Below are 23,851 nucleotides of genomic sequence, written 5' to 3' on the forward strand. Positions count from 1 at the left end.
TCAAATAAATAAAAATGACCCAATAATTGACTATTTAAATCTGGATAATATATACATCAAAAAAGCTCCCGAAGGAGCTTTTAGAATCTAGATAAAATTGCGCTAAATTAAGGTTTAACCACGACCAATACCTGAATCGCCTCTGGTGTTACAGAAACACCTTCCAATAGGCTTAAACCTTCTTTCTGGAATTTCTGTAAACGTTCAATTTCATCTGCACGAATACTTGGATTAAATTGTTTTAAATAGCTTAAACGATCAATTTCATATTGCCATTTGCTACCATAAATTTCTTTAGCTTGTTCTTTTAACTGCGGTAAAACACCTTTAGCAATATCTAAAGCTTGTGCATAGCGTTCTTCAATCACTTCACGACGTGCTTTTACCACTTGACGACAGCTGTTGCTATCTAAATGGTGTAAATACGGCTTAATAATTTCTGGATCAAGCTTGGCAGTAATATCCTGACCCGTTTCAGTCAATAACACTCGGATCAATTGTGTCGGCAAACTTGAAGGTAAATTTAATGCCTTAGGTGCGACCACATCCACTTTAAACCAAACTTCTAACAAGATCGTGCCTTGTTTAAGTGCATTGGTTTTTAGAATCGCAACATTGGTACTACCAAAAGATTGAGTGCGGATAATTTCCATCACACTTTCAGTAAACGGATGTTCAAGTGTTAAATATTGCGCGTCTTCACGGATCTGTGCCTGATCACGATAGAAGGTTGCAGTCATGCCCTCTTCGTCGATATCCAAACCTTGCACTTGCATTTGATCGGTTGGTTTAATAATCACCGTACCATTGCTTTGCTCATCAAAGTCAATGTTAGTCGATGCCATAAACCGCTTCATAAACATTGGCAACAAAGTATTGTCATCATAGTCTTCAAGCGCAGTAACAATTTCTTGTGCCACGATCGGACGACATGAATTGTATTCCAATAAACGGTCACGACCATCTTGCAATTCAACTTCAAGCGCTTGACGCTGTACATTGACCGCTTCAAGAAGCTCTTCAAAGGCTTGGCCTTTATCATCCAATAAGCAATCTTTTAAATCGACAATAAAGTTTTCTTGTAAGGTTTGTGCTGTAGGCGAAATATTACTAAAAATATTCAACGCTTCATTATACCAACGGAACATGCGCTCTTGCGCTGTACCGACAAGATAAGGCACATGAATCTGAATACGATTTTCTTGACCAATACGGTCTAAACGACCAATACGCTGTTCAAGTACATCTGGATTTGCTGGCAAATCAAACAACACAAGATCAGAAGCAAACTGGAAATTACGCCCTTCTGAACCAATTTCAGAACACAGTAAAATCTGTGCACCATAAGAATCTTCAGCAAAATAAGCCGCTGCTTGGTCACGTTCCAATAAGCTCATGCCTTCATGGAACATTGCGGTGCGAATACCCGCGTGGATGCGTAAAGCGTTTTCAAGTGCTTCAACAACTGGACCACTACGTGCGATCAGCAGTACTTTTTTATGTTTTAAATCAGAACGTAATCGTTCCATCAACCACATAACACGTGGGTCTGTTTCCATCCATGCGCCATCAAGTTGCAGTTCTTCTGGCCACATTTGCTCACGTAATTTTCCATCTTTAGACCAGTTTTCTGGTGCTGGCAATGGTGCAGGTTGGCAATCACGTCCAGGGAAACCTTGAATTGCTTCACGGGTATTACGGAACAAGATACGACCAGTACCATGACGGTCTAAAAGTTCATGAATTGCACGGAAACGATGTTCAGGCTGATCTTCAATCGGATGACCTAATAATTTTTCAACCGCTGCCAAATGTTCCGCTTCAAGTGGCAAATCTGACATCAACACTTCAGCAATTTTAGCAGTGTGATGATATTGCTCTTCTTCATCAAGGAAACGATCAAGCGAACTAAAACGTTGTGGATCAAGTAAACGTAAACGGGCAAAATGACTTTCTACACCTAACTGTTCAGGTGTTGCCGTTAAAAGCAGCACACCTTCAGTTTTTTCAGCAAGCTCTTCAACCAGATCATAACGGTCATTACCGCCTTCTTCTTCACTCCACATCAAATGATGCGCTTCATCGACCACTAACAGATCAAAACCAGCTTCAATGGCTTGCTCACGTAAATCATCATGGTCAATCATTAAATCTACTGAAGCAATGATACATTGTTCAGTCAGGAATGGATTGAGTTCAGGATCATGCTCTTTGATTGAAGCTGTACGAGTCAGATCAAACAATGAGAAATTCAAATTGAAACGACGACGCATTTCAATCATCCATTGATATTGTAATGAATCTGGTACAAGAATCAGAATTCGCTCAGAACGACCCGTTTTGAGTTGTTGATGGATGATGAGTCCCGCTTCGATTGTTTTACCTAAACCGACTTCATCTGCAAGTAGTACACGAGGTGCAAATCGTTTACCCACTTCATGGGCAATATACAGCTGGTGTGGAATCAAACCTACACGCGCGCCAACCAAACCACGTAATGGTGACGTTTGCATATTGGCTTGCATTTGCATCGCTTCAATACGTAAGTCATACCATTCTTTATAGTCAATTTGGCTTGCCAATAAACGTTCTAAAGGCTTTGACAATTGAATTTGTGCGCCAATACGCGTTTCGTTTAATGCTTTCTTCTCTTGTTCACCACTATCCAATGTACGAATAACATTGTAACGAATCACACCACTGCGATCGTCTAAAGACTCGACAATCCACTTGATGCCTTCTTGGTCTTGAACTTCATCATTGATATTAAAAACAATACGAGATAATGGGGCATTATTACGTGCATAGACACGAGTTTCGTCACTTTTTGGAAAAAGAATACTGATTGAACGTTCATCGACGTCAATCAATACACCTAAACCTAACTCAGTTTCTGTGTCCGATAACCAACGTTGACCTATAGCAAATTGTTGCAATTTTTCCACCTTTATCTCATGTTAGGGCTAAAACACGGTTGCTCAAATCAGGAGAATATTTGAACAAAGTTTATACCCATTACGCAATACTTTTTGACATAAAGCTCATTAAATTTTGAGCGACTTAATTTCAACTTAAAAATCTAAACTAAAACGGAACTGGACAATCAAATTGTACAAGCTCCTCTGTTTTAGGATGATGAAAACTCAGTTGTTGTGCATGTAGACAAAGTCGTGGCATAAGCTGCTGTTGTTCTACAGTTGCATATAAAGTATCACCAATAATAGGATGTCCTAAATATTGCATATGCACGCGTAACTGATGTGACCGTCCTGTAATTGGAGTTAACTCAACACGGGTTACAGCCTGTCCTTGAATTTGAAAATGTTGGATTGCTTTCCAATGTGTTAATGCAGGCTTATTATGTTCTGGATCAGCAATATGTAAGGGTGGATGTTCTGGATCATAAATCACAGGAACATCAACTGTGCCTTCACCATGTAAAGTGCCAGCAACAACAGCTTGATAGGTTTTAGAGGTTTGACGTTCTTGAAACTGTCTAGAAATACTTTTTTGTCCCCATTTACTCAGTCCGAATACCAAAATTCCAGAGGTATCGCGGTCTAAACGATGAATGAGTAAAGTCTTAGGCTCGATTTTTAATAATCTGTTGATAACACAATCTTGTAAATCTGCTGTTTTTCCTGGAACTGTGAGTATACCTGCTGGCTTATGGATCACCATAAAATCATCATCACGATGGATCAGGTGTTCGGTTAGAAAATTACTCAAAGTTCAGTTCCAATGATCACGCAAACAAGCAGGCAATTCTAAGAATCTTGGAATGAAATTACAATCAAAATTATCTGATTTATTCGATTATTCTAAAGAAAGAATAATAAATCGTACAATTGCTTTAAATTCATTGGCAATTTACAAGACAATCAAAAACTTTAGATACATTTTGCCAATCAATTGTGGAGAAATTGGATTAATTCATTGAAAAAATAAATTATTGTCTATTTTTTGGTAGGCTAAAAACTTAACACCCTATTTTTTTAATGGTATAAACAATACCTTAAGATTAAATGAGCAAAATATGAATAAATTAAATTATAAATCTACATTGTCCATTTGTATTATTTCCGCATTTGCCATGACCGGCTGTGCAACTTCAACCCTTTTAAAGAAAGACAACGGTGTCCGTACCCGTAATGTTCAAACCGTATTGGTCAATGATACGGTTTTAGCATTTGGCAAACCATCACAAGCAATTTCTGCACTACCTTCTGACAGCATTGTTATTGCAGGACAAAAAAATAGTTATGTCATCACCAGTGGTGGTACTCGATTTGTCAAAGTGATCACAGGACTTGATCCAAAATTTATTCAAATTGATAAAGCGCTGACCTTCAATTCAGAAAAAAATGATGGGCATTTTTCAGGAATCCTACCACTCAAATATGTCAAACTTTCGGAAGATGTCACTAAACAAGATCGTGCATTCTTTATTGAAAATGGTGCAGAAGAATGTACCACTTCAAGTGATCAACGTCTAAAAGCACAACGTTTCTGTTTTAACATTGCCTTATCTGGTCTGGTTTACCCTTCTGCTTCTAATATTTCATCACTAAAAGCACTGAGTAAACCCTATCAAGTCAGTATCTATACCACTCAAGAGGTCAAAGATTACTCAAAGGCTGGCAGTAAAACTGCAGATAAACTGGTGTTATTCCCTTTTGCTGTCGCTTTTGATGTAGTGACTTTACCGTTCCAAGCGCTTCATAAGATTTTTGATTGATTGAAAATAATTCAGGATATTGCATACAATATCCTGAATCTTAGCAAATATAAAAATACGATTCTCAGTAGCATGATTCCACTTTCTTTTAACTATCTTTGGATTTTCTTTGTCGCCGGCTTTGGGACCATTATTTTTAGTCTCTTTGCGATTGGATTAATATTTAGCTCAAAATTCAGAAATGCCCTTAGGCATGGCAATATTTTTATTCAGTCTTTATTTGTCTGTAGTGTACTCTGCGTTTTTTTGAGCTTGGCACTTTATTTTCTTGTTCTATATACAAAAAATGAGATTGAAAAAGAGCATCATTCCCTACATAAAACATTAAGTTCGCCTGAGAAAATTTTAGGCATCCAAATGCCACAAGGGACTGAACTTGAATTATTTGCACCCAATCAATTGTCCTCATTGAGACAAGCCAAATTTCCCCAACCCGTATTATTTGGAAAGCTACAAATTAACAGCATGAAAATTCCTCGTGGTATTGATTTGGAACTTTTTGATGATCGTTCCACCACCTTAATGGGGACAGGTAAGGATACGATCGAAGGTTGGAATTGTCAGCTGATGAGCTATATTCAAGTCTATTTAGATGATGCTGGCAACATCGTTGGTTTAGAGCACTGTAATCTTGCTCAAGATACGCAGCTAGACAATATTACGCTTATGGCACAGGCAGGTATCGAGCGTTCTAAATATCAAAAATATCCAGACAACTTTGTTTCTACAGATTACTGGCGGATTCACAATCCCCTCACCCAATACAAAGCTGTTTCCCTACAATGGGCAAATGTCTATTTGGATCAAAATAAACAACTCATCGGGATTGAAAATGGCACACTGGCAGAAAAATTAACCTTAGGCGGTATTCAATATCCAGCAAATACTGAATTCAATTTACTGGTTCATCCTTTTACACAAGATGAAACATGGTTATTTACCCCGCCCAATGATCAAAATGCGATTGCTCGTAATGGCAAAGTCTATACGCATGATCAAACGATTCTTCAGCACCCTAATGGCAAAATTGAACAAATCCTCAATAGCAATGATCCTAGAATTTTAGCCCGAAGAATGAATCACTAATGCTTAAATACTGATATTCCAAACAGCATAAGCACTTTTCATGGTCTTTGACTTTTTATCTCTAATATTTATTTACAATTATTCATTTCAATTTTCAAATTCTTGACCACATGCTTCGCGTATAGCAATTTACTGCCATTTAAAGATCAATAGAAGTCTGCTAGCCTAATCTACAAGATCAAGAACTGGCTTTTAAACGATATCAGCACCCATAAAATTAAACGCAAAGTACCAAAAATTAGATATTTTTTTTAATATTTAAGCCGATTGATAAAAAAACAAACAAATTCACAAAGATTCTGTTGTAAAAAACAACAAAATCTTTATAATCCAACTAAACAGACAAGTCTGTATAATTTGCTGAAAAAAACGAATGACATGTGCATTCAGAGGGTATAAGAATAAATATAAGAAGATGCTTCAAGCATCTCTTTACCTGATAATTTATTGTTATGACAATAAATCATCAGGTATATAAAAAACTTATCAGCAAAGCGCGATTCACTTCAAGTGATCGCGCTTTTTTATTTTCAAGTTTTAAGGAGTAAATTAGGGTCTGTTGACAATTCGTCTATGTTTGCGACTACGTGTGTTTTTTAGGCGATACTAGGCGCGAAATACGAAATTTAGTTATTCTAAATAAGTAGTTCGTAACGACGTAGCAACAAAAAACACGCTAGTCCCGAAGGGTTGTGGCTAAAATTATCTCAGCCTACGTTATGAAACTTGAAAATAGTCTCGCTATTCTCATTCATGCTTTACGACGTATACGTCTCATGCTCAATTTTAACCTACAACGCAAGCCATTTATGAAATCTCAACAGACCCTAAACAGATCAACAAGCGCAAATAATGATTACGCTTGCAATCTGCGATTATTCAACAAACTTAAAGGTTAAACTGAACTCGGTTGGGCTAGAGCCAATTCCATCTGAATCAGGGTCTCTACCCGTCTCCAATAATCATCCAAACACACTTGCTGAGGATCTATTTGCGCTTGAATCGTCATTCCGTCAAGAAGACTCGACAAGAAAGAAGCAAGTTGAATATCTTGTTTAACACCTAAATGACGCAACGCATTACTCAAATGCCCTTTTAACCACTCTTTATAGTCAGTTGCAGGTTGAAGTGATGACGGATAAACTTTTGAAATTTCTTCTACGGCTTTTTGGAACATACAACCATTAAAATCTTCACTATGAAACCATGCGTTGTACCATGTGAAAATGGCTTTAATATGAGATAAATAATCTTGTGGATCACATTTAGCGATTGCAGCATCTAATGATTCTTGCAAATTGAGATTTCTCGTGACCAAACATTCTTCAATCAATTTGGCTTTAGATGGAAAATATTTATAAAAAGTCATTTTTGCAACGCCAGACTCACTAATAATTCGGTCTATACCGATAGAATTATAACTATATGTATTAAAGAGATTCAACGCTGTATTAATGATGTCCTCTTTTTTTGACATTTGTTTTTACCTGATGTACAAAAATTTAAGATTAAAATTAAAGCATTAGCTTATAAGAACAGCACATAAATACGAATTACTTCAAGTGTATGCTAAGAATTATATCTTAAATTCATATGAATACTGAGTTTTTATAAAAAAACATCAAGACTACAAAGGCAAGTATATGAAATATAAAATATTAAACCTGTATAAATACTAGCAAAACAATTTGTTTTTTACTATTATAAAAACGGCAAAATTAAAATTTTAATGCAGCATATGAGCATATTATCTTTCACGCAATCTGAACATACTCGTTTCGAGTTGCTGCATTTCATTCAAAATTCCTTGCAACCTGAATTATGGCAGCAAAATACTCAAGCTATCGCAAATTTAAAGCGACAAACACACTGTCATGTTTTATTTAAGCACCCAATATTAGTCCAGTTGAATCAAAGCCAGCTGACGCTTGAACAACTTAAATTTATTCATATTAATTATTTTACGGCGATTGTTAAAAATTTTACAGATGCACTTAGCATGGTAATTTATCAAGCCGTTAGCCTCGAAAAAAACCATAATATTCATCCAGAAAATAGGATTGCAGCGAAAATATATGCACGCTATTTACTGTCGCTAAACTTAATTGATGAACTGGGTTTCAATACACACCAACTCGAAAAAAGTGCTGCATCCAAATCACATCTGGTTTATTTTTTAAAATTGATGCAGCAGTTGGAATTAGATCCATTGGATCAGCAACAGACTGAAATAGAAGCTTTCGCATTGGCCCAATTTATTCACCAACACATCAATTCTTATACAGAATTATTGCTTATTTTGGCTTGTACAGAGCTGCAAGTCATAAAGTTTAGTGAAGCACTCCGTAACAACATGTCGATTTACAACAGTAAATTTATTGAAGGTTATTATGCTTGTCATGGTCTGGCTGATCAAAATGACGCGACCCTTGCCAATGATGACAACCATCAAGATGACATTTGGACCCTACTGATACAATGCTATGATCAAAACGACCAACAGTATTTGGACCAAGTCCAGTCTGAGTATTTAGCACTCTGGAATAATTTCTGGAGCAAAATGGCAATGCGTATAACTGAAATTTAAACGCTTACTTCATGATGGTTTTTTGATCCCATTACTGAGATCAAAAATACTTTATTGTGGAGTCGTTGAGCGTCATTGTAAGACGTGTTGAGTTGGCATATTTTGTTTACGTTCTTGTAGTGCTCTCTTCATCACCTGATAACCGCCGGTTAAGCCTAAAGTCGCCATAATCACAGCCACAATAATATCTGGCAACATGCTTCCTGTACCAAAAACCCCAATAGCTGCAAAGATTACGGCGACATTTCCAATCGCATCATTACGACTACACAGCCAAACAGACTGCATATTGGAGTCGCCATCTCTAAAAGCATAAAGCACAAGGGCTGAAATCACATTGGCGATTAAAGCCAGTATACCAATCGCTCCCATGGTAATCGCTTCTGGCGGAATCCCTTTCGTATAGGCATAGATCGTTTTGCCGATCACGACAAAACCAAAAATTGCCATGATTGCCCCTTTAAACAAGGCAACAGTCGCTCGCCAATACAGCGTTGCGCCTAATACCGCTAAAGAAACGGCATAATTGATGGAATCACCAAAGAAATCCAGAGAATCGGCCCAAAGTGCAGAAGAATGTGCATACGCCCCACCAATCAATTCAACAAAGAACATGGCAAGGTTAATAAACAGTGCAATCCACAAAGCCGTTCTAAACTTGCTATTCGGTTTCTGTGGTGCAGGTTCATGACTACATGTACACGCCATGACACTTCTCCTTGATTCAATATAAATGGGCTTATCTGCTTATTTTTTTCAGTCAAGTTGGTGCTTTAAAGAAAATCAGCACATGCTTCAACAATGATGAAAAATTCAGCTATACTGCTATTTAAAACTATGGAGTTAGTCCAAGGTCAAGTTGATTCAGGAAAATAAAGCATGCAGCAATACTTAATTAGTGATCTCGCTAAAAAAACTCAGCTGTCGACGGATACTGTGCGGTTTTATGAGAAAAAAAATCTGATCAGATCCAGTTATCGTGCAGATAATAATTATAAATATTATGATGATGAAACATTAAAGCGGCTTATTTTTATTAAACGTTGCCGCGCATTAGATATGACCTTACATGAAATTACTCAACTTTTAGAGCATCTACAACATCCTGAACAAGGCTGTAAAATCATTGACCAATTGATTGAAGAACATATTCGACATGTAGAAACTCGAATATATGAATTACAACATTTTAAATCGCAACTGCATGAATTACGTCAATCCTGCTCCTCGAACACCACCATTGATCATTGTCAGATTGTCAAAAAACTTGAAGCATCGGAATAATTTATATTGTGTTAAATGAGTCTCTCGGCTATTCCCTCTGCTGATTGAGTCGATGTGCTGATTTAAAAACAGATTTGCGCAGCCATAGCGAAACACTAACCAACGCAATCAATACTGGAACTTCTACCAAAGGACCAATAATTGTGGTAAATGCGACAGGTGAAGCCAATCCAAATGTTGCAATCGCAACAGCAAGTGCCAATTCAAAGTTATTTCCCGCTGCGGTAAAAGAAATCGCTGTAGTTTTAGGATAATCATTGCCCATCCACTTGCTCATAAAAAAGCTCAGGAAAAACATCACCACAAAATACAGAGTTAATGGGATGGCAATTCGCAATACATCGAATGGTAGGCTAACTACATCCGCCCCTTTTAAACTAAACATCGCCACAATGGTAAATAACAATGCCAATAAACTCAGTGGACTGACTTTAGCGATAAACGTTTGTTGATACCAGTCTAATCCTTTGCGTTTAACCAGAATGATCCGACTTAGAAAGCCCAATAAAAATGGGATACCTAAATAGATGAAAACCGCATGTGTAATCGTCCAAAAGCTGACATCAATAACTTTTCCTGCTACACCAAAATACGGTGGTAGAACTGTTAAAAACAACCAAGCATAAGTACTAAAAAAGACAATTTGGAAAATACTATTAAAAGCGACTAAAGCTGCGACATATTGATTGTCACCACCTGCTAAGTTATTCCATACCAAGACCATCGCGATACAACGGGCTAAACCAATAAGAATTAAACCCGTCATATATTCAGGATAAGCATGTAAAAACACGATCGCTAAAGCAAACATCAGGCACGGCGCGATTAACCAGTTTTGTAGCAAAGACAAAGTCAACGTTCGTTTGTCTTTGAAGACTACAGCTAAGGTCGCATAATCCACTTTGGCAAGTGGCGGATACATCATCAAAATTAAACCTATCGCAATGGGTATATTGACTGAATCTGCGCTTAAACGATTTAAAGCCACAGAAGCCTGCGGGAAATATACGCTGATGCAGATCCCCATTACCATCGCAATAAAGATCCATAAAGTTAAATTGCGATCTAAGAAAGAAAGCCGCGAAGTTGGCTGATTTGAGTTCATGACAGCTTACTCACAACAGCTGTTGATTTGGTTAAAGTCTGAACTACCCATAACTGAATTCGCAGTTTGCGCTGCAATTATGTTTAATACTGCATTGGCCCATTCTGGTAATTCAGGATTTAAACGGTAATACACCCATTGGCCTTTGCGTTGATCAAGTAAAATGGACAAATTTCTCAACAAAGCCAAGTGTCTAGAAATCTTTGGCTGGCTTAAATTTAAGGCTTCAGTGATTTCACAAACACAAACGTTCCCCTGTGCCAACACAATTTTTAAAATATCCAAACGAGTTGGGTCAGATAAGCACTTAAAGAAATCGGGTTGATCCATCGCAATTACTCAATTTTATGGTTTAGCATATTCACTATTGCGAATATACGCATATCCATATATAAATGCAATATTGCTTTTTAACAGAGAGTCGATCGATGTCATCTCAAATTAAGATTTATCATAATCCTGCCTGTGGGACTTCACGCAATACCCTTGCACTCATTCGAAATACTGGTATCGAACCAGAAGTGATCGAATATTTACAGTATCCGCCAAGCAAGGCACAACTCATCGATTTGATTCAGCAATCTGCTTTGTCGGTACGAGATGCAATACGTAAAAATGTTGATGTTTATAAAACCTTAAAACTAGATCAAACAGAATGGACTGACGATCAGCTGCTTAATTTCATGTTGCAATACCCGATTTTAATCAACCGCCCCTTTGTCGTGACTGAATTGGGTGTTCGTTTATGTCGGCCATCTGAATTGGTTTTAGATCTCTTATCTGCGCCACAACGTGCTGCTTTTAGTAAAGAAGATGGTGAAATTATTATCGATCAGCAATTAAAAAGGCTTAAATAATTTTTTAGGGTTTTCAAAAAACCCGATTAATTAAACATAAGATATTGAATATTAAGTTTTTTAATAAAAATTCATCCAATTAATCCTGAGTGTTTTACTAGGTTGAATCTTATTTTCAAACCCTTACAATAAAACCATATTTTTAGTATGCCTTTTAAATTTATATGAGCATCTCACACATTACTGAACTCCTATCACCAGCTGGATCATTGAAGAATATGCGTTATGCATTTGCTTACGGTGCCGATGCGGTATATGCAGGTCAACCTCGCTATAGCTTGCGAGTTCGTAATAATGAGTTTGATCATGATCATTTAAAGATAGGGATTACTGAAGCGCATGCCTTAGGCAAAAAATTTTATGTAGTGGTAAATATTCAACCGCATAATGCTAAATTAAAAAATTTTATTCGTGATCTTGAACCTGTGGTCGCCATGCAACCTGATGCACTGATCATGTCAGATCCGGGCTTGATCATGCTGGTTCGAGAAAACTTCCCACAAATATCCATTCATCTGTCTGTACAGGCAAATGCGGTCAATTGGGCAACCGTAAAATTTTGGAGAAATATGGGACTCACCCGTGTCATTTTGTCACGTGAGTTATCTATCGAGGAAATTGAAGAAATTAAACAGAATGTACCCGATATGGAAATCGAAGTTTTCGTACACGGTGCACTCTGTATGGCTTATTCCGGTCGTTGCTTACTTTCAGGCTATATGAATAAACGTGATGCTAATCAAGGCGCTTGCACCAATGCATGTCGCTGGGAATACAATATTCACGAAGCAACAGAAGATGCATCTGGGGATGTCATTCCAGTCCAACAACTGGAGACAGCATCAGACTGTTGCAACAATAAAGATGCCGACGAGCAACACGCCATACAACAACATCAATTTGGCGAACCGGTTTTATTACAACGTCATAGAGAAGACATGTTTGCTGCTGAAGAAGACCAACATGGCACTTACTTTATGAACTCTAAAGACTTACGTGCAGTTCAACACGTAGATCGTTTAACCAAGATGGGCATTCATTCCTTAAAAATCGAAGGACGCACCAAATCTTACTTTTATTGCGCCAGAACAGCACAAATTTATCGCAAAGCGATTGATGATGCGCTACAAGGAAAACCGTTTGATCGGGCGTTAATGTCACAACTCGAAGGTTTAGCCAATCGAGGTTATACCGAAGGTTTCTTACGTCGTCATGTCCATGCCGAATATCAAAACTATGCAACGGGATCTTCTCAGTTTGACCATCAGCAATTTGTTGGTGAAGTGCTTGAACGCAACGATGATTACATCAAGATTGAGGTAAAGAATCGTTTTGTTGTGGGTGACTCTATGGAACTCATGACCACATCTGGCAACATCACATTTATTCTTCATGAAATTTTAGATAAAAACAGACAACCGATCATAGATGCAAAAGGCTCAGGATATATTGTAGAAATTCCAATTCCTGCTGATATTGATATGCAATATGCCTTATTAATTAGAAACTTACCAAATTCGACTGCTGATATTTCAGCATCATCATTGGCTTACCAAGCAGTTTAGGATATCGAAATGGCTTTAATGATTACAGACCAGTGCATCAATTGTGATATGTGTGTACCAGAATGCCCCAATCAGGCAATTTTTGAGGGAGAAAAGTTCTATGAAATTGATACACAGCGTTGTACTGAATGTGTCGGATTTTATGAGCATCAAACCTGTGTAGATGTCTGTCCAATTGAATGTATTGTTCAAAATCCACAACATATAGAAAGCAAAGCGCAATTATTAAATCGCTTTCATTATCTAAGTTTGTTTGGTTAAGACAAAATGCGACACCAATTCTAATCTTGGAACGTATTTTGCTTAGTTAATGCATAGGTTCAGATAATAATAACAATAAAGAAAATGGAGCTGAGCTGTATGGCAACACAGCTCATGAAAAGGGGAAAACAACAACATTAGGGAAAAGCCAAGGTGTATTTGGGGAACACTTTGGCTTTTTTCTTATTTAAAAAATCACCTTTGATTTTAATTTCAAGATAGGCAATATAAGCAAAAAGCTAAGCGACGAAAAAAATTCATAGATCTTTATTCATGGGCAAAATTTTGCGAAAACTTCTCCTTACACCACTGTTTGACTTCATTTACAATAAAATCAGCATCTGGCAAAGTTAAAAAATAGTAATTCCATGCCGTTTCAACACATGGCGATACAATTTTCAGCCGCCCTTGTTGTAAATCATTGGCAATCGAAATGCGGCTTAATAATGCAATACCCTGTCCAGACAATACAGCCTGAATTGCATGACTTTCTTGCGTATAAAATACCTGCGCTTGCCCTGCTTGAATATGTAAGCCTTGTTTTTCAAACCATTTCTGCCAATTGACTCGATTTGGACAGTATTCGTCTCCCCAGGTAAAGTGAATCAATGGCACAGTCGTCCAGTTCATAGTTGCAATATCCAAAGAGGGATGCCCGACAGCCACATATTCATCAACTGCAAATAATTCTGCATCAACATCTTGATAGCCCCCTGAACCATACCGAATCGCCAAATCATAGAGACCAGACGTCATATTGATGAGGTCATAACTCGCATGTACTCGAAACATAATATTGGGAAAGCGACTTTGTAACTCTGGCAAATAGGGAATAATCCACTCACTTGCAAAGGATGGTGTTGTCGTAATGGTAAATAATCTTTGTTTATTTTGCTCAAGTTGAAACAAAGCAGTTTGAATCTGTCCAAAACCTGATTGCACATGCTTAAGCAAATACTCTCCTTCTGGCGTTAGGCTAATCGAGCGTGTACGTCGTTCGAATAACTGTATATTCAATTGCTGTTCCAGCTTCTTGATACGATGGCTTAAGGCGGTAGGTGTTAAAAACAATTGGTCTGCTGCTTTCTTAAAGCTGAGTTGTTCAGCGACATGCTGAAAGGCCAACAATTGCTCCAAGGAATTATGCAAAACCACCGAAGATCACCGTGTAAAATATAAATGAATTAGATTCAGTTATAACATGTATTTTTATCGTTTGTTGTTTTTTTCATATTCTATAAAAATCAATTTGAACAAACAACAAATTGAGTAATGATCATGGCAAATATACTAAAAATAGATACTAGTTTAAGAACAGGTATTTCAGGTACGCACCCACATGGTTCTTTAAGCCGACGCTTAACCGAATTATTTATTGATCAATGGAATGAAATTGATTCATCTGTGCAAGTTAAACATCGTGATTTAGGTCGAAATCCACCCCCTTATATTGATGAAGAGTGGATCATTTCTGAATTTGGCTATGCAGAATCTGAAGAAAAGGCACAACAACGCCTACAACTGAGCAATGAGTTTATCGAAGAATTACATTGGGCAGATATTATTGTGCTTGGCGTACCGATGTATAACTTTGGCACACCTGCTCATCTAAAAGCCTATATTGATCACATCGTGAGAATGAATAAAACCTACTCATTTGATCTTAGCAAAGAGCAACCGTACTCAGGGCTTTTGGATCATCAAAAAACTATGATTATCCTTTCTGCCCGTGGTGGGCATGACTTTGATTCAGCTGATGCGCCATTTCCCAATCATGCTGAACCCGCAATAAAAACAGCATTCAATTTTATAGGTATCGAAAAATTTCATGAAATCGCAATTGAGTATCAGGAATTTGGTGGCGAGTTGTTAGCACAATCGATCCAAGCTGCAGAACAAAAAACCATTGCACTTGTTCAAGATTTGCAACATTAACAAAGCTTATTTTCGCAAGCTCTCTTCAATAGTATTCAATCTCCAACACAAAAAAAGGAATTGAGCTGTTAGCAACTCAATTCCTATCAAGGGTAAAACATGAAATAAATGTTAAGACAAGCCAAAGTTATCATTGCGACACTTTGGCTTGCTTTTCAACGTGCAATCATTGAAAGATTATTGACCTGAACGAATGATGTAATCGAATGCAGATAAAGAGGCTTTTGCACCCTCACCAGCGGCAATGATGATTTGTTTATAAGGCACTGTTGTACAGTCACCCGCAGCAAATACACCTTTTACATTGGTTTCATTACGATCATTTACCACAATTTCATTACGGTTTGAAAGCTCTACAGCAGTTGCTTTTAAGAAATCTGTGTTTGGTAATAAACCAATTTGTACAAAGATTCCCGCAAGTTCAATGGTATGCAGTTCGTCTGTTGCACGGTCTTTATACTTCAACCCTGTCACAATCGAACCATCACCAATCACTTCTGTAGAGAGTGCATTCAAAATCACCGTGGTATTTGGCAAACTATTCAATTTATCTTGAAGCACTTGGTCAGCACGAAGTTGAGTATCAAACTCGATCAATGTGACATGTTCAACAATACCTGCAAGATCAATTGCGGCCTCTACACCTGAGTTACCCCCACCAATCACGGCAACCTTTTTGCCTTTAAATAATGGACCATCACAGTGTGGGCAATACGCAACACCACGTGTTTTGTACTCTTTCTCACCTGGTACATTCATCTCTCTCCAACGTGCACCTGTAGATAAGATGACCGTTTTTGATTCAAGTTTTGCACCATTTTCCAGTTCAACTTCAACTAAACCATTAGTTGTTTGATCCGCACCAACAATGTTTTTCACTTTTTGTAAGTTCATAATGTCCACACCGTACTCACGTACATGCGCTTCCATATCTGAACCAAACTTAGGACCTTGTGTTTTTTGTACTGAGATAAAGTTTTCAATATCCATGGTGTCCATGACCTGACCACCAAAGCGCTCAGAAACAATACCTGTGCGAATCCCTTTACGTGCAGCATATACCGCAGATGTTGCACCAGCAGGTCCACCACCAATCACCAATACATCAAACGCGTCTTTAGCATTCAGCTTTTCAGCATCTTTAGCCGCAGCACCGCTGTCTAATTTCGCAACGATTTCTTCCAAAGTCATACGACCTTGACCAATATGTTCGCCATTTTGGAAAACCATAGGTACAGCCAAGATTTTGCGTTCTTCAACTTCATCTTGGAAGAATGCACCGTCGATCATGGTTGCTGTAGTGCCTGGATTATTAATTGCAATCAAGTTAAGTGCTTGAACAACATCTGGGCAGTTGTGACAGCTTAAAGAAACGAATACATCAAAATTTGCAGTCAGGTTTAAACCTTTAACTTGAGCCAAGATTTCATCAGAAACTTTTGGCGCATAACCTGATACTTGTAATAAAGCTAAAATTAACGAGGTAAACTCATGACCCATCGGTAAACCAGCAAAGAATACGCGAGGTTGTTCACCTACTTTTGCAATACCAAAGCTCGGTTTACGATCATTCTGACCATCGAAACGTGCAGTCACTTGATCTGACAGCGCAGCAATTTCAGTCACCAACTCTTTAATTTTGTCTGACTTTTCAGAACCATTTAAAGAAGCAACAATTTCAATTGGGCTCTCAAGACGCTCTAACAATGTTTTTAATTGAGCAGAAGTATTTGTATCTAACATGCTAACAATCTCCAAGGGAGTAAATTTCTTTCGTTGAATGTATATTACGTCTATTTAAAAAATAGATAAAACAGTTTGTTTTTATTAAATCAATCGGTTTTTTAGTTTAACAAAAATCAGCCACGTTCTCATCAGCATATCCCCCTATTCTCAAATTTAAATTCTTTAATGCTGGTATATATATGGGCATTGGCTAGAAAATCAATAGACATCCCCGACTTCCTCGAAACTTAAAATTAGATTAATTTTCAACAAAAATAATATTTCTTCGACCATCTCTCTACAAAAAATCATGCGCAGCCGAGCCACAAAGTTTTAAGCTAAATTTATGTTGTGGTTTCTCCAATTAAGTACAACAAGGTGTACTTATTCACAATTCCTGTATAAATAAGTGAAGAGGTAAAACAATGAAAATAGAGTTCGTATTCGATATCGTCTATCCAATGAGTTATGTGGCGTTTGAAAAACTCAAACAACATTGGAATCAACCCATGGCGAAAAAAATCGAATTATTACCTGTGCAAGTTTTACCAGAAATTCCAGAACAAGGCTTAGATGTTTATCAATACCTGACTGAAAGATATGGAACCAAAGAAGCCAATCGCAAACTTGATATGGCAAAATTTGCTGCTTATAGTCAAGATTTAACCGTAGATATTGAGCATATGAAGCGTATGCCCAATAGCCGTTTAGCCCATCAAGCGATATTGGCTTTAGACAATATCTTTGACCAATTCGCGTTAACGCAGGCTTTATTCCACGCCATATTCGCCCATGGTAAAGACATTGCCAACCCTGAAGTACTGAAACAAATCATCGAAGGTATGGGCTTGGATGGCACAAAAGTTCTACGTTCTATTCAACATAAGGAAATCGCAGACAAACAAACTGAGATTACTCATTATGTACAAGGTTTCGGTAAACACCCAACGCCTTACTATATTGTAGACGGTGAAATTTGGGATAAAACCTTTGATACCTTAGAACTGAAAGACCTGATTACCAACCGAGCGAAAGATGTCGCTTAGGACAACGAGATTTAATTTTTACAGCAATAAAAAAGCACTTTTGCTCATCACAAAAGTGCTTTTTTATCAGAATTTTTACAAAGTATAAGCTTTGTGCGTTGCACTAACCGATACGATGACCAATTCGATGTAAACGTTTCGCAATTCGATTTGCTACCCAATAAATCATCAAGCTAAAAAATAAACTGAGTGCTGAAATTCCCCATAAAACCTTTTCAACAATGTTCGACCAAAAGCTTGCACGACTCACTTGCGCTTCAACACCTTGCGCAATCGGGGAAAGCGCTCGATTAAATACCTGATGTTGAATTGTCCATAATTGCTCAGGTTTAAAGCCGTATTCTAAAAAGCGCGAATCAGATTGCTCCGCTTTAATCAATTTTTCTGTGTAAACCGTAGCCACGACCTTATCAACTGGTTTATGCATCAATGCGGTTTGTGCCAATAAATAGCTTTGTACTGTTTCAGGCGCATCCGATCTTTGCAGATATTGATAAATAGCGCTTTGCTGAATGTTTTGATCATATTTTATAAATGATTTTAACTCTTTGTCTTCATCATCTTTCAGATCATATTGCACATAAGCCAAACCAGACCAGAGCACAATCAAGGATAAAAGCCATGCAACAAATTTAAGGATAAAAGATTGAAAGCGCACTTTAAAAAAGCGAATTTTTTTTAATACACCCACAATAATAAATGCGCCAATAAATGACACTATTAATTTTAAGATCAACCAACCAAACCATGACAATGCATTCATGAGGTAGTCTGGTTGATGGATATATTCTCTTAACTGCTGATCTAGAATATATGGCAAGTGCAATTGATGAACCTGTTGTGCCACACCAAACAAGTTAAAAACCAATTCCTGTTGAAAAAAAACAGAAACTAAACTTGCGATACCCACAGAGGATAAAACCACAGCCGAAACCATCAAATTCCGTTTTCGATGCTGAAGTATTTTTAATCCATGCTCGATCTGTTGAATATCTACAGGATATTGAGTTTTTTCAGTCAACCTTTACACCTTTAGATGAGATTGTGCCAAGATTTAAGCTTTGGCTTAGGATTGATGTGTACTGGTATCTAATACCAACTGTTGCAAATTCGATTGAAGCGCTTTAATCCGAGTCGAAGCCTCTTCACGTTTTTGCATGCCCTCTTTCTGAATTTGAATGACATCATTTACAGTTTTAATCAGGGTATTTTGAACATGTTCAAGCGTTTCAATATCAATCACTGAGCGTTGATTGGCTTTGGCAGTATCCACAGAATTTTGATGAAGTAAATCTGCATTGCGTTTTAATAGTTCATTGGTTGCATCATCAATCCTGTTGGCAAGTTGTACACTATTACGTTGCTCATTTAGAGAAATCGCCAAGCTGATCTGGTTTTTCCATGCAGGTAACGTAATATTTTTAATCGCATAAAATTTATCGACCAACATCATATTATTGGATTGAATAATACGAATCATCGGTAAGGTTTGCATTGCAGATTGTTGCAAGACTTGTAAATCACTAACCCGCTTTTCTAGATTGTTGGCTAAATGGTTAAGGTCATAAACACGCTGATTGGTTTTAGGATCTTGCTCTTGCTGAGATAAAGTGGCAATTTCTTGCTGTACTTCAACTTGCTTGATTCGACCTGCGGCAATATAAATACCCAACTGTCGATATTCCTCTTGAACCCCATTAAACATACGATCTAATGTATCTACCCGCGCTTTTAAACCTGTTTGTGATGTTTCAATTTCTTTGACCAATGAATCTATTTGCTCTTTGGTGGTATTAAAATGTTGATCGAAACTTTGCTTAGCACCTTTAAATTTACTGAGTATGCTTCCAATAAATCCTGAGTTTTTTGATTGATTCAAAATGCTGGATGTATTCAATTGCTGAGCAACTTGCACAACTTCATTTAATTTTTGCCCAGTCACATCTAAGTCTTTATTTTTGACCAAGTTGAGTAATTCATCTGTATATGAGGATGTTTTGGTCGCAATATTTTTACCATATTCAGCAACGGATGCATGATTAATATTGGCTAGGTCTTTATGCGCATTAACAACCTCATTAAAATCTTCGGTGTTTAAACCTATTTCTTTCAAATTCAATTGTTCAAACTTTTGTAATTCCAACGGCGTATTGGATTGTTCAGTTAATGCTTGATGATTCGAATCACTCATACTTCTATCCTATTTATTTTCTAATGATTTCTTTAATGATTGAATTAATTTATCACGACTTTTATCCAATTCTTCAGTCGTTGTAAAAGAATTCTGCGCACTACTCTGTTTGACATGATATTGCCATGCAGGAATCAGCACATGCTGAGCTTCATTAAAGCGATCAAGTAAGCTCAATGAAAGTTGTTGTGTTAACTGCATTTGTGCTAACGCAATATCATTACTGGCTTGTAGCGTTTGTAGCGTATTGACTTTCTTAGACAGCCGATCTGCAAAATTATCCAAGGGATGACGATGTTGTACAAAAGCAGGATATTCATGTAAAAATTCCTGCGCTGCACGAATATATTTCGCCATTTGCTCTCTTAAGCCATTGGCTTGTTGGAATCTTGCTTCCGACTTTTGAATTTCGATTTGTAATCTTTGACTCAAATGTTTGGCTTCATCAATTAAACTTTCCAAATCATTTAAATATTTGACTTGTCCAACACTAAACTCCAAATCCAAACCCAACCATTTTTGTATCGCATTGAATTTACGTTGATTTAGCTTTTTCTTGGATGCAGTTAATTGCTGAATAATTTGTGCAATAATTTGACTCAGCTTTTGCGTCAAACTTGGATCAATGGCTTTTAACAGTACCGATTGTGCTTGAATCAACTGATCAGCATACAAATTCAGTCGTGTTTGATTGTCGAGTAGTGGAACCAAATCATTTCTTTTAATCGAAAGTAATTCATCAGAACTACATGAGATCTGTTCAAGCGGTGTAAGTACAGTAAATTGCTTCATATCAGTTCAAAATGAATAACTTTTCAATGATTTAAGGGAAATCAATCAACAAACCCTTTCTATTTAAAACTTATAATACAAATTAGGAAGAAAGCCCATATAAATAGCAAAAAACATACAGATAGCAAAAAGCCAGTTTTTATAAACTGGCTTTTTGCTATAACACAATGCGTTAAAACGATTATTTTAGGTATATTGAGTTTCCTGTTATTGCTTTGACTGTCTATTCGCTTGATAACGACGATAACCTGTCAGCCCTAACAGCCCAAGAAGACTCAACCAACCCAATGAACCACCGCCACTGACCCGTGGGCTTCCTGGCGCAGTACCTGAGTTTTTCAAAGTAACGGTAGCCACTTCAACACTACTATTTTCAGGAGTAGAAATTTTTCCATCCGCATCATACACATAATAGGTAAATTTATAACTAAATGGATCAAGTGTATTTCTAAGTTGGATATGGATTTTGCCACCATAGCAGGTATATTTATTATCGCTACCAGGACAAGGCCCACTACGATCCGCGGTAATGACCACAGGATCGATATTTGTTCCAATTCGAATTGGTAACTCAACCCCATCTGTATTGACATAAAATTTTGGTTTATTCGGCTTCTCTGTTAACGCAGCAGCATTACCATCACCATCATCATTTGCATATTGCAGTAGATCTACATCAATCGCTTTGGTTGAGCCTTGTTCAATATTAAATGTTGCATCTTTAGCAATAGGTGCAATATTGGTAAAGCTTCCAATGATATAGGCTGAAGAGCTAATGCTTGGATCTGTCTTTAACTCTAGTTTATAGCTACAGAATTCATTGTCACCTGATGGTGTAACATTGTCATCTATACGCCATAACATAATTCTCTTTAAGTCTTTATTCCATACACAATCGAATTTTGGCTCTTTTTTACCTACAAATTGTTTCTTATCATTTAATACTCCGACACCAAGTGGTTCTACAATCACATTATAATTGTCCGCACTTAAATGTTTTACCACCCGAACATCTTTACCAGTAGCATCTTTGGTTATAATTTCCGCAGGCAAGTTGGCTACAAAAGGATCGACAAAGATCGTGCGATATTTCTGGTCTGATTTGGTGTATTTGATTAAATTACTATACAACTCTGATTGGATTTTATAAAAAGGAATATATTCTTGTTTGGTCGCTGGATCTGCAATCAACTTATTATAATTATCCAATATGTTTTGATAAGAATTAAGTGCCACAACAACCGAAGTATTACTTGCACTCAGGTTATTGGCAGTGAGACGTAAAACCTCTGTCGAGCCAATATCACATGAGTTTGCTACATCATTGGGACCATTTGAGTTCTCCGCAATCACGCGTGTAACACCACGCTGATCAACGCCACTACAGCCCGTATAACCAACATCAACCAAGTCTTTGTCTGTGCCTAAATTTTTAGGAAAATACATCGGCATAAAGCCTGTAGATTCACTTGGTGGTTCTAACTCATTTAAAATAGTTGTAAATGCAATATTACTCACATCAAATGTATGATCTTTATCCTCTTTCCTTACTTCCTCTGCAACCTCACATTGATCATCACCTGCAGCCAATTTTAAAGCATTGTATACAAGCACTACACGCGAACCTTCAACTTTGCTTACATCACCATTTGCATAACGGCAAGATTTTCCAGTATTGTAAGCCAAAATATTATTACTTAATGCTTTTATACCATTGTAACCATACAATAATGTTGCCCAAGCATTATTATTGACAATGGTATTACTGATCAGTGATAAAGAAGAATTATCACTAAAATTAACTTTTCCTTGTGGTGTCAATTGGCTAAATTGAATGATACGACCTTGACTTGCACTTGCGATATTGTCAGTAATCGTATTTGCAGAAAAGGTCACTGCAGGTTGCCCACAAAAATTAAGCATGCTTAAACTATCTGCAGCACCATTGCCAATAAATGTTACCCCACTCACGGCGATATTACGTTTGGTAAACTCTAAATTATCAGCACAGGTCATTCCAAGTACACTGCCCAGTTCCGCTTTATTGGTCTGGAATACACCATAATTTATGGTCAGAGAACTTGAAACATCATTTAAATAAATTGCCCCACCTGCTTTCGCATTGGAATCTATAATATTTACATTATTTAAGGTGAGTGCACCGCCAGCATAAATTGCTCCACCCACATTATTATTGCTGTCATTTAAACTCGAGCCATTTTTTAAAATTACATCATTCAGCGTTAGACTCGGCTTATTTTCATAAATGGTATTGAAAATACGTGAGTTTCCTTGACCTGAAATTGTAGTTTTTAATGGGGTTGCAGCAGGGAAATTATTGGTCAATACATCTGGGCGACTATAATCACCTGGTTCTTTACCAATGATAGAAACATCTGAGTTGGGTCTTAATTCTTTAGTCAGCTTATATTCACCTGCTTCCAACTGAATTACATTGGGTACTGTTGAATAAACCTGTCCTGCACTACAGCCACCATAAGCTTTATGTGTCGCGGCGGCGTGTAATGCTTCTCTTAATGAACACTTGTCAGGATTTGTCCCATCCTCATCATCAAAGGTGGTTACATAAATCGTTTTATCTTCTGCCGCCATCAAAGACATGGTCGACAATACAACAAGTGTCAGAAATCCTTTTTTATAATTTTTCATGTGCAATCC

General features: G+C 37.3%; 21 protein-coding genes. 9 read left to right on the top strand and 12 right to left on the bottom strand.

The features are described from left to right. Positions 1-107 precede the first annotated feature (107 nt). Together rapA and PYV58_RS14385 are read right to left on the bottom strand one after the other, a co-directional pair. Positions 108-2,945: an RNA polymerase-associated protein RapA gene (gene rapA / locus PYV58_RS14380; protein ID WP_034617785.1), complete on the bottom strand. Its 2,838-nt coding sequence runs from the start codon at positions 2,943-2,945 to the stop codon at positions 108-110. Between the two features lie 139 nt (positions 2,946-3,084). Continuing rightward, the gene (locus PYV58_RS14385) at positions 3,085-3,729 is read right to left on the bottom strand and encodes an RluA family pseudouridine synthase (RefSeq protein WP_004820305.1); all 645 of its coding nucleotides are present in this window, start codon (positions 3,727-3,729) and stop codon (positions 3,085-3,087) included. A 307-nt stretch (positions 3,730-4,036) separates the two neighbouring features. Between PYV58_RS14385 and PYV58_RS14390 the strand changes: the two genes are divergently transcribed. Continuing rightward, positions 4,037-4,738, top strand: coding sequence for a hypothetical protein (locus PYV58_RS14390; protein ID WP_034617784.1), 702 nt, complete (start codon positions 4,037-4,039; stop codon positions 4,736-4,738). Between the two features lie 357 nt (positions 4,739-5,095). Further along, positions 5,096-5,824 (top strand): hypothetical protein, encoded by a 729-nt coding sequence (locus tag PYV58_RS14395; protein WP_227504284.1) that lies wholly within the window; start codon positions 5,096-5,098, stop codon positions 5,822-5,824. A gap of 895 nt (positions 5,825-6,719) precedes the next feature. On the opposite strand, the gene PYV58_RS14400 is transcribed toward PYV58_RS14395, so the two are convergent. Further along, positions 6,720-7,301, bottom strand: a complete 582-nt coding sequence (locus tag PYV58_RS14400; RefSeq protein WP_004721722.1) for a TetR/AcrR family transcriptional regulator — start codon at positions 7,299-7,301, stop codon at positions 6,720-6,722. A 261-nt stretch (positions 7,302-7,562) separates the two neighbouring features. Here PYV58_RS14400 and PYV58_RS14405 point away from each other — a divergent pair, with 261 nt between their 5' ends. After that, on the top strand, positions 7,563-8,411 hold the full coding sequence (locus tag PYV58_RS14405; protein ID WP_034613234.1) for a hypothetical protein: 849 nt from the start codon (positions 7,563-7,565) through the stop codon (positions 8,409-8,411). 72 nt (positions 8,412-8,483) lie between these two features. Here PYV58_RS14405 and PYV58_RS14410 read toward each other — a convergent pair whose 3' ends face one another. Then, positions 8,484-9,119 (bottom strand): cation transporter, encoded by a 636-nt coding sequence (locus PYV58_RS14410; protein ID WP_004820297.1) that lies wholly within the window; start codon positions 9,117-9,119, stop codon positions 8,484-8,486. 171 nt (positions 9,120-9,290) lie between these two features. Between PYV58_RS14410 and PYV58_RS14415 the strand changes: the two genes are divergently transcribed. Beyond that, positions 9,291-9,695 (top strand): Cd(II)/Pb(II)-responsive transcriptional regulator, encoded by a 405-nt coding sequence (locus PYV58_RS14415; RefSeq protein WP_004721728.1) that lies wholly within the window; start codon positions 9,291-9,293, stop codon positions 9,693-9,695. Between the two features lie 28 nt (positions 9,696-9,723). Here PYV58_RS14415 and arsB read toward each other — a convergent pair whose 3' ends face one another. Then, complete coding sequence (gene arsB / locus PYV58_RS14420; protein WP_034613229.1) at positions 9,724-10,800, bottom strand: ACR3 family arsenite efflux transporter; 1,077 nt, start codon at positions 10,798-10,800, stop codon at positions 9,724-9,726. Between the two features lie 6 nt (positions 10,801-10,806). After that, the gene (locus PYV58_RS14425) at positions 10,807-11,130 is read right to left on the bottom strand and encodes a metalloregulator ArsR/SmtB family transcription factor (RefSeq protein ID WP_034613227.1); all 324 of its coding nucleotides are present in this window, start codon (positions 11,128-11,130) and stop codon (positions 10,807-10,809) included. Positions 11,131-11,228: 98 nt separating this feature from the next. Between PYV58_RS14425 and arsC the strand changes: the two genes are divergently transcribed. From arsC to PYV58_RS14440, 3 genes are all read left to right on the top strand, one after another. Further along, positions 11,229-11,657 (top strand): arsenate reductase (glutaredoxin), encoded by a 429-nt coding sequence (gene arsC, locus PYV58_RS14430; RefSeq protein ID WP_004820291.1) that lies wholly within the window; start codon positions 11,229-11,231, stop codon positions 11,655-11,657. Between the two features lie 164 nt (positions 11,658-11,821). Beyond that, positions 11,822-13,222: a tRNA 5-hydroxyuridine modification protein YegQ gene (gene yegQ / locus PYV58_RS14435; protein ID WP_034613222.1), complete on the top strand. Its 1,401-nt coding sequence runs from the start codon at positions 11,822-11,824 to the stop codon at positions 13,220-13,222. A gap of 9 nt (positions 13,223-13,231) precedes the next feature. Then, complete coding sequence (locus tag PYV58_RS14440; protein WP_004721738.1) at positions 13,232-13,483, top strand: YfhL family 4Fe-4S dicluster ferredoxin; 252 nt, start codon at positions 13,232-13,234, stop codon at positions 13,481-13,483. A gap of 267 nt (positions 13,484-13,750) precedes the next feature. Here PYV58_RS14440 and PYV58_RS14445 read toward each other — a convergent pair whose 3' ends face one another. Further along, on the bottom strand, positions 13,751-14,608 hold the full coding sequence (locus PYV58_RS14445; RefSeq protein WP_081407376.1) for a LysR substrate-binding domain-containing protein: 858 nt from the start codon (positions 14,606-14,608) through the stop codon (positions 13,751-13,753). 153 nt (positions 14,609-14,761) lie between these two features. Between PYV58_RS14445 and PYV58_RS14450 the strand changes: the two genes are divergently transcribed. Beyond that, the gene (locus PYV58_RS14450) at positions 14,762-15,418 is read left to right on the top strand and encodes an NAD(P)H-dependent oxidoreductase (protein ID WP_004820284.1); all 657 of its coding nucleotides are present in this window, start codon (positions 14,762-14,764) and stop codon (positions 15,416-15,418) included. Between the two features lie 177 nt (positions 15,419-15,595). Here the strand turns inward: PYV58_RS14450 and ahpF are convergent, their stop codons facing one another. Continuing rightward, positions 15,596-17,161 carry an alkyl hydroperoxide reductase subunit F gene (gene ahpF / locus PYV58_RS14455; RefSeq protein ID WP_034613215.1) on the bottom strand — a complete coding sequence of 522 codons (1,566 nt, stop codon included), beginning with the start codon at positions 17,159-17,161 and terminating at the stop codon, positions 15,596-15,598. Between the two features lie 407 nt (positions 17,162-17,568). Between ahpF and PYV58_RS14460 the strand changes: the two genes are divergently transcribed. After that, on the top strand, positions 17,569-18,189 hold the full coding sequence (locus PYV58_RS14460) for a DsbA family protein (protein ID WP_004721747.1): 621 nt from the start codon (positions 17,569-17,571) through the stop codon (positions 18,187-18,189). 103 nt (positions 18,190-18,292) lie between these two features. Here PYV58_RS14460 and PYV58_RS14465 read toward each other — a convergent pair whose 3' ends face one another. The 4 genes from PYV58_RS14465 to PYV58_RS14480 all read right to left on the bottom strand — a co-directional run bounded on the left by PYV58_RS14465 (position 18,293) and on the right by PYV58_RS14480 (position 23,842). After that, positions 18,293-19,210 carry a hypothetical protein gene (locus tag PYV58_RS14465; RefSeq protein ID WP_034613212.1) on the bottom strand — a complete coding sequence of 306 codons (918 nt, stop codon included), beginning with the start codon at positions 19,208-19,210 and terminating at the stop codon, positions 18,293-18,295. Between the two features lie 45 nt (positions 19,211-19,255). After that, positions 19,256-20,380 carry a toxic anion resistance protein gene (locus tag PYV58_RS14470; protein ID WP_034613209.1) on the bottom strand — a complete coding sequence of 375 codons (1,125 nt, stop codon included), beginning with the start codon at positions 20,378-20,380 and terminating at the stop codon, positions 19,256-19,258. A gap of 9 nt (positions 20,381-20,389) precedes the next feature. Beyond that, positions 20,390-21,172: a hypothetical protein gene (locus tag PYV58_RS14475; protein WP_034613206.1), complete on the bottom strand. Its 783-nt coding sequence runs from the start codon at positions 21,170-21,172 to the stop codon at positions 20,390-20,392. A gap of 207 nt (positions 21,173-21,379) precedes the next feature. Continuing rightward, positions 21,380-23,842, bottom strand: a complete 2,463-nt coding sequence (locus PYV58_RS14480; protein ID WP_275059556.1) for a CSLREA domain-containing protein — start codon at positions 23,840-23,842, stop codon at positions 21,380-21,382. Between the last annotated feature and the right edge of the window lie 9 nt (positions 23,843-23,851).

The organism is Acinetobacter sp. TAC-1 (assembly GCF_029025845.1).
In the GTDB taxonomy this organism is placed as follows: Bacteria; Pseudomonadota; Gammaproteobacteria; order Pseudomonadales; family Moraxellaceae; genus Acinetobacter; species Acinetobacter guillouiae.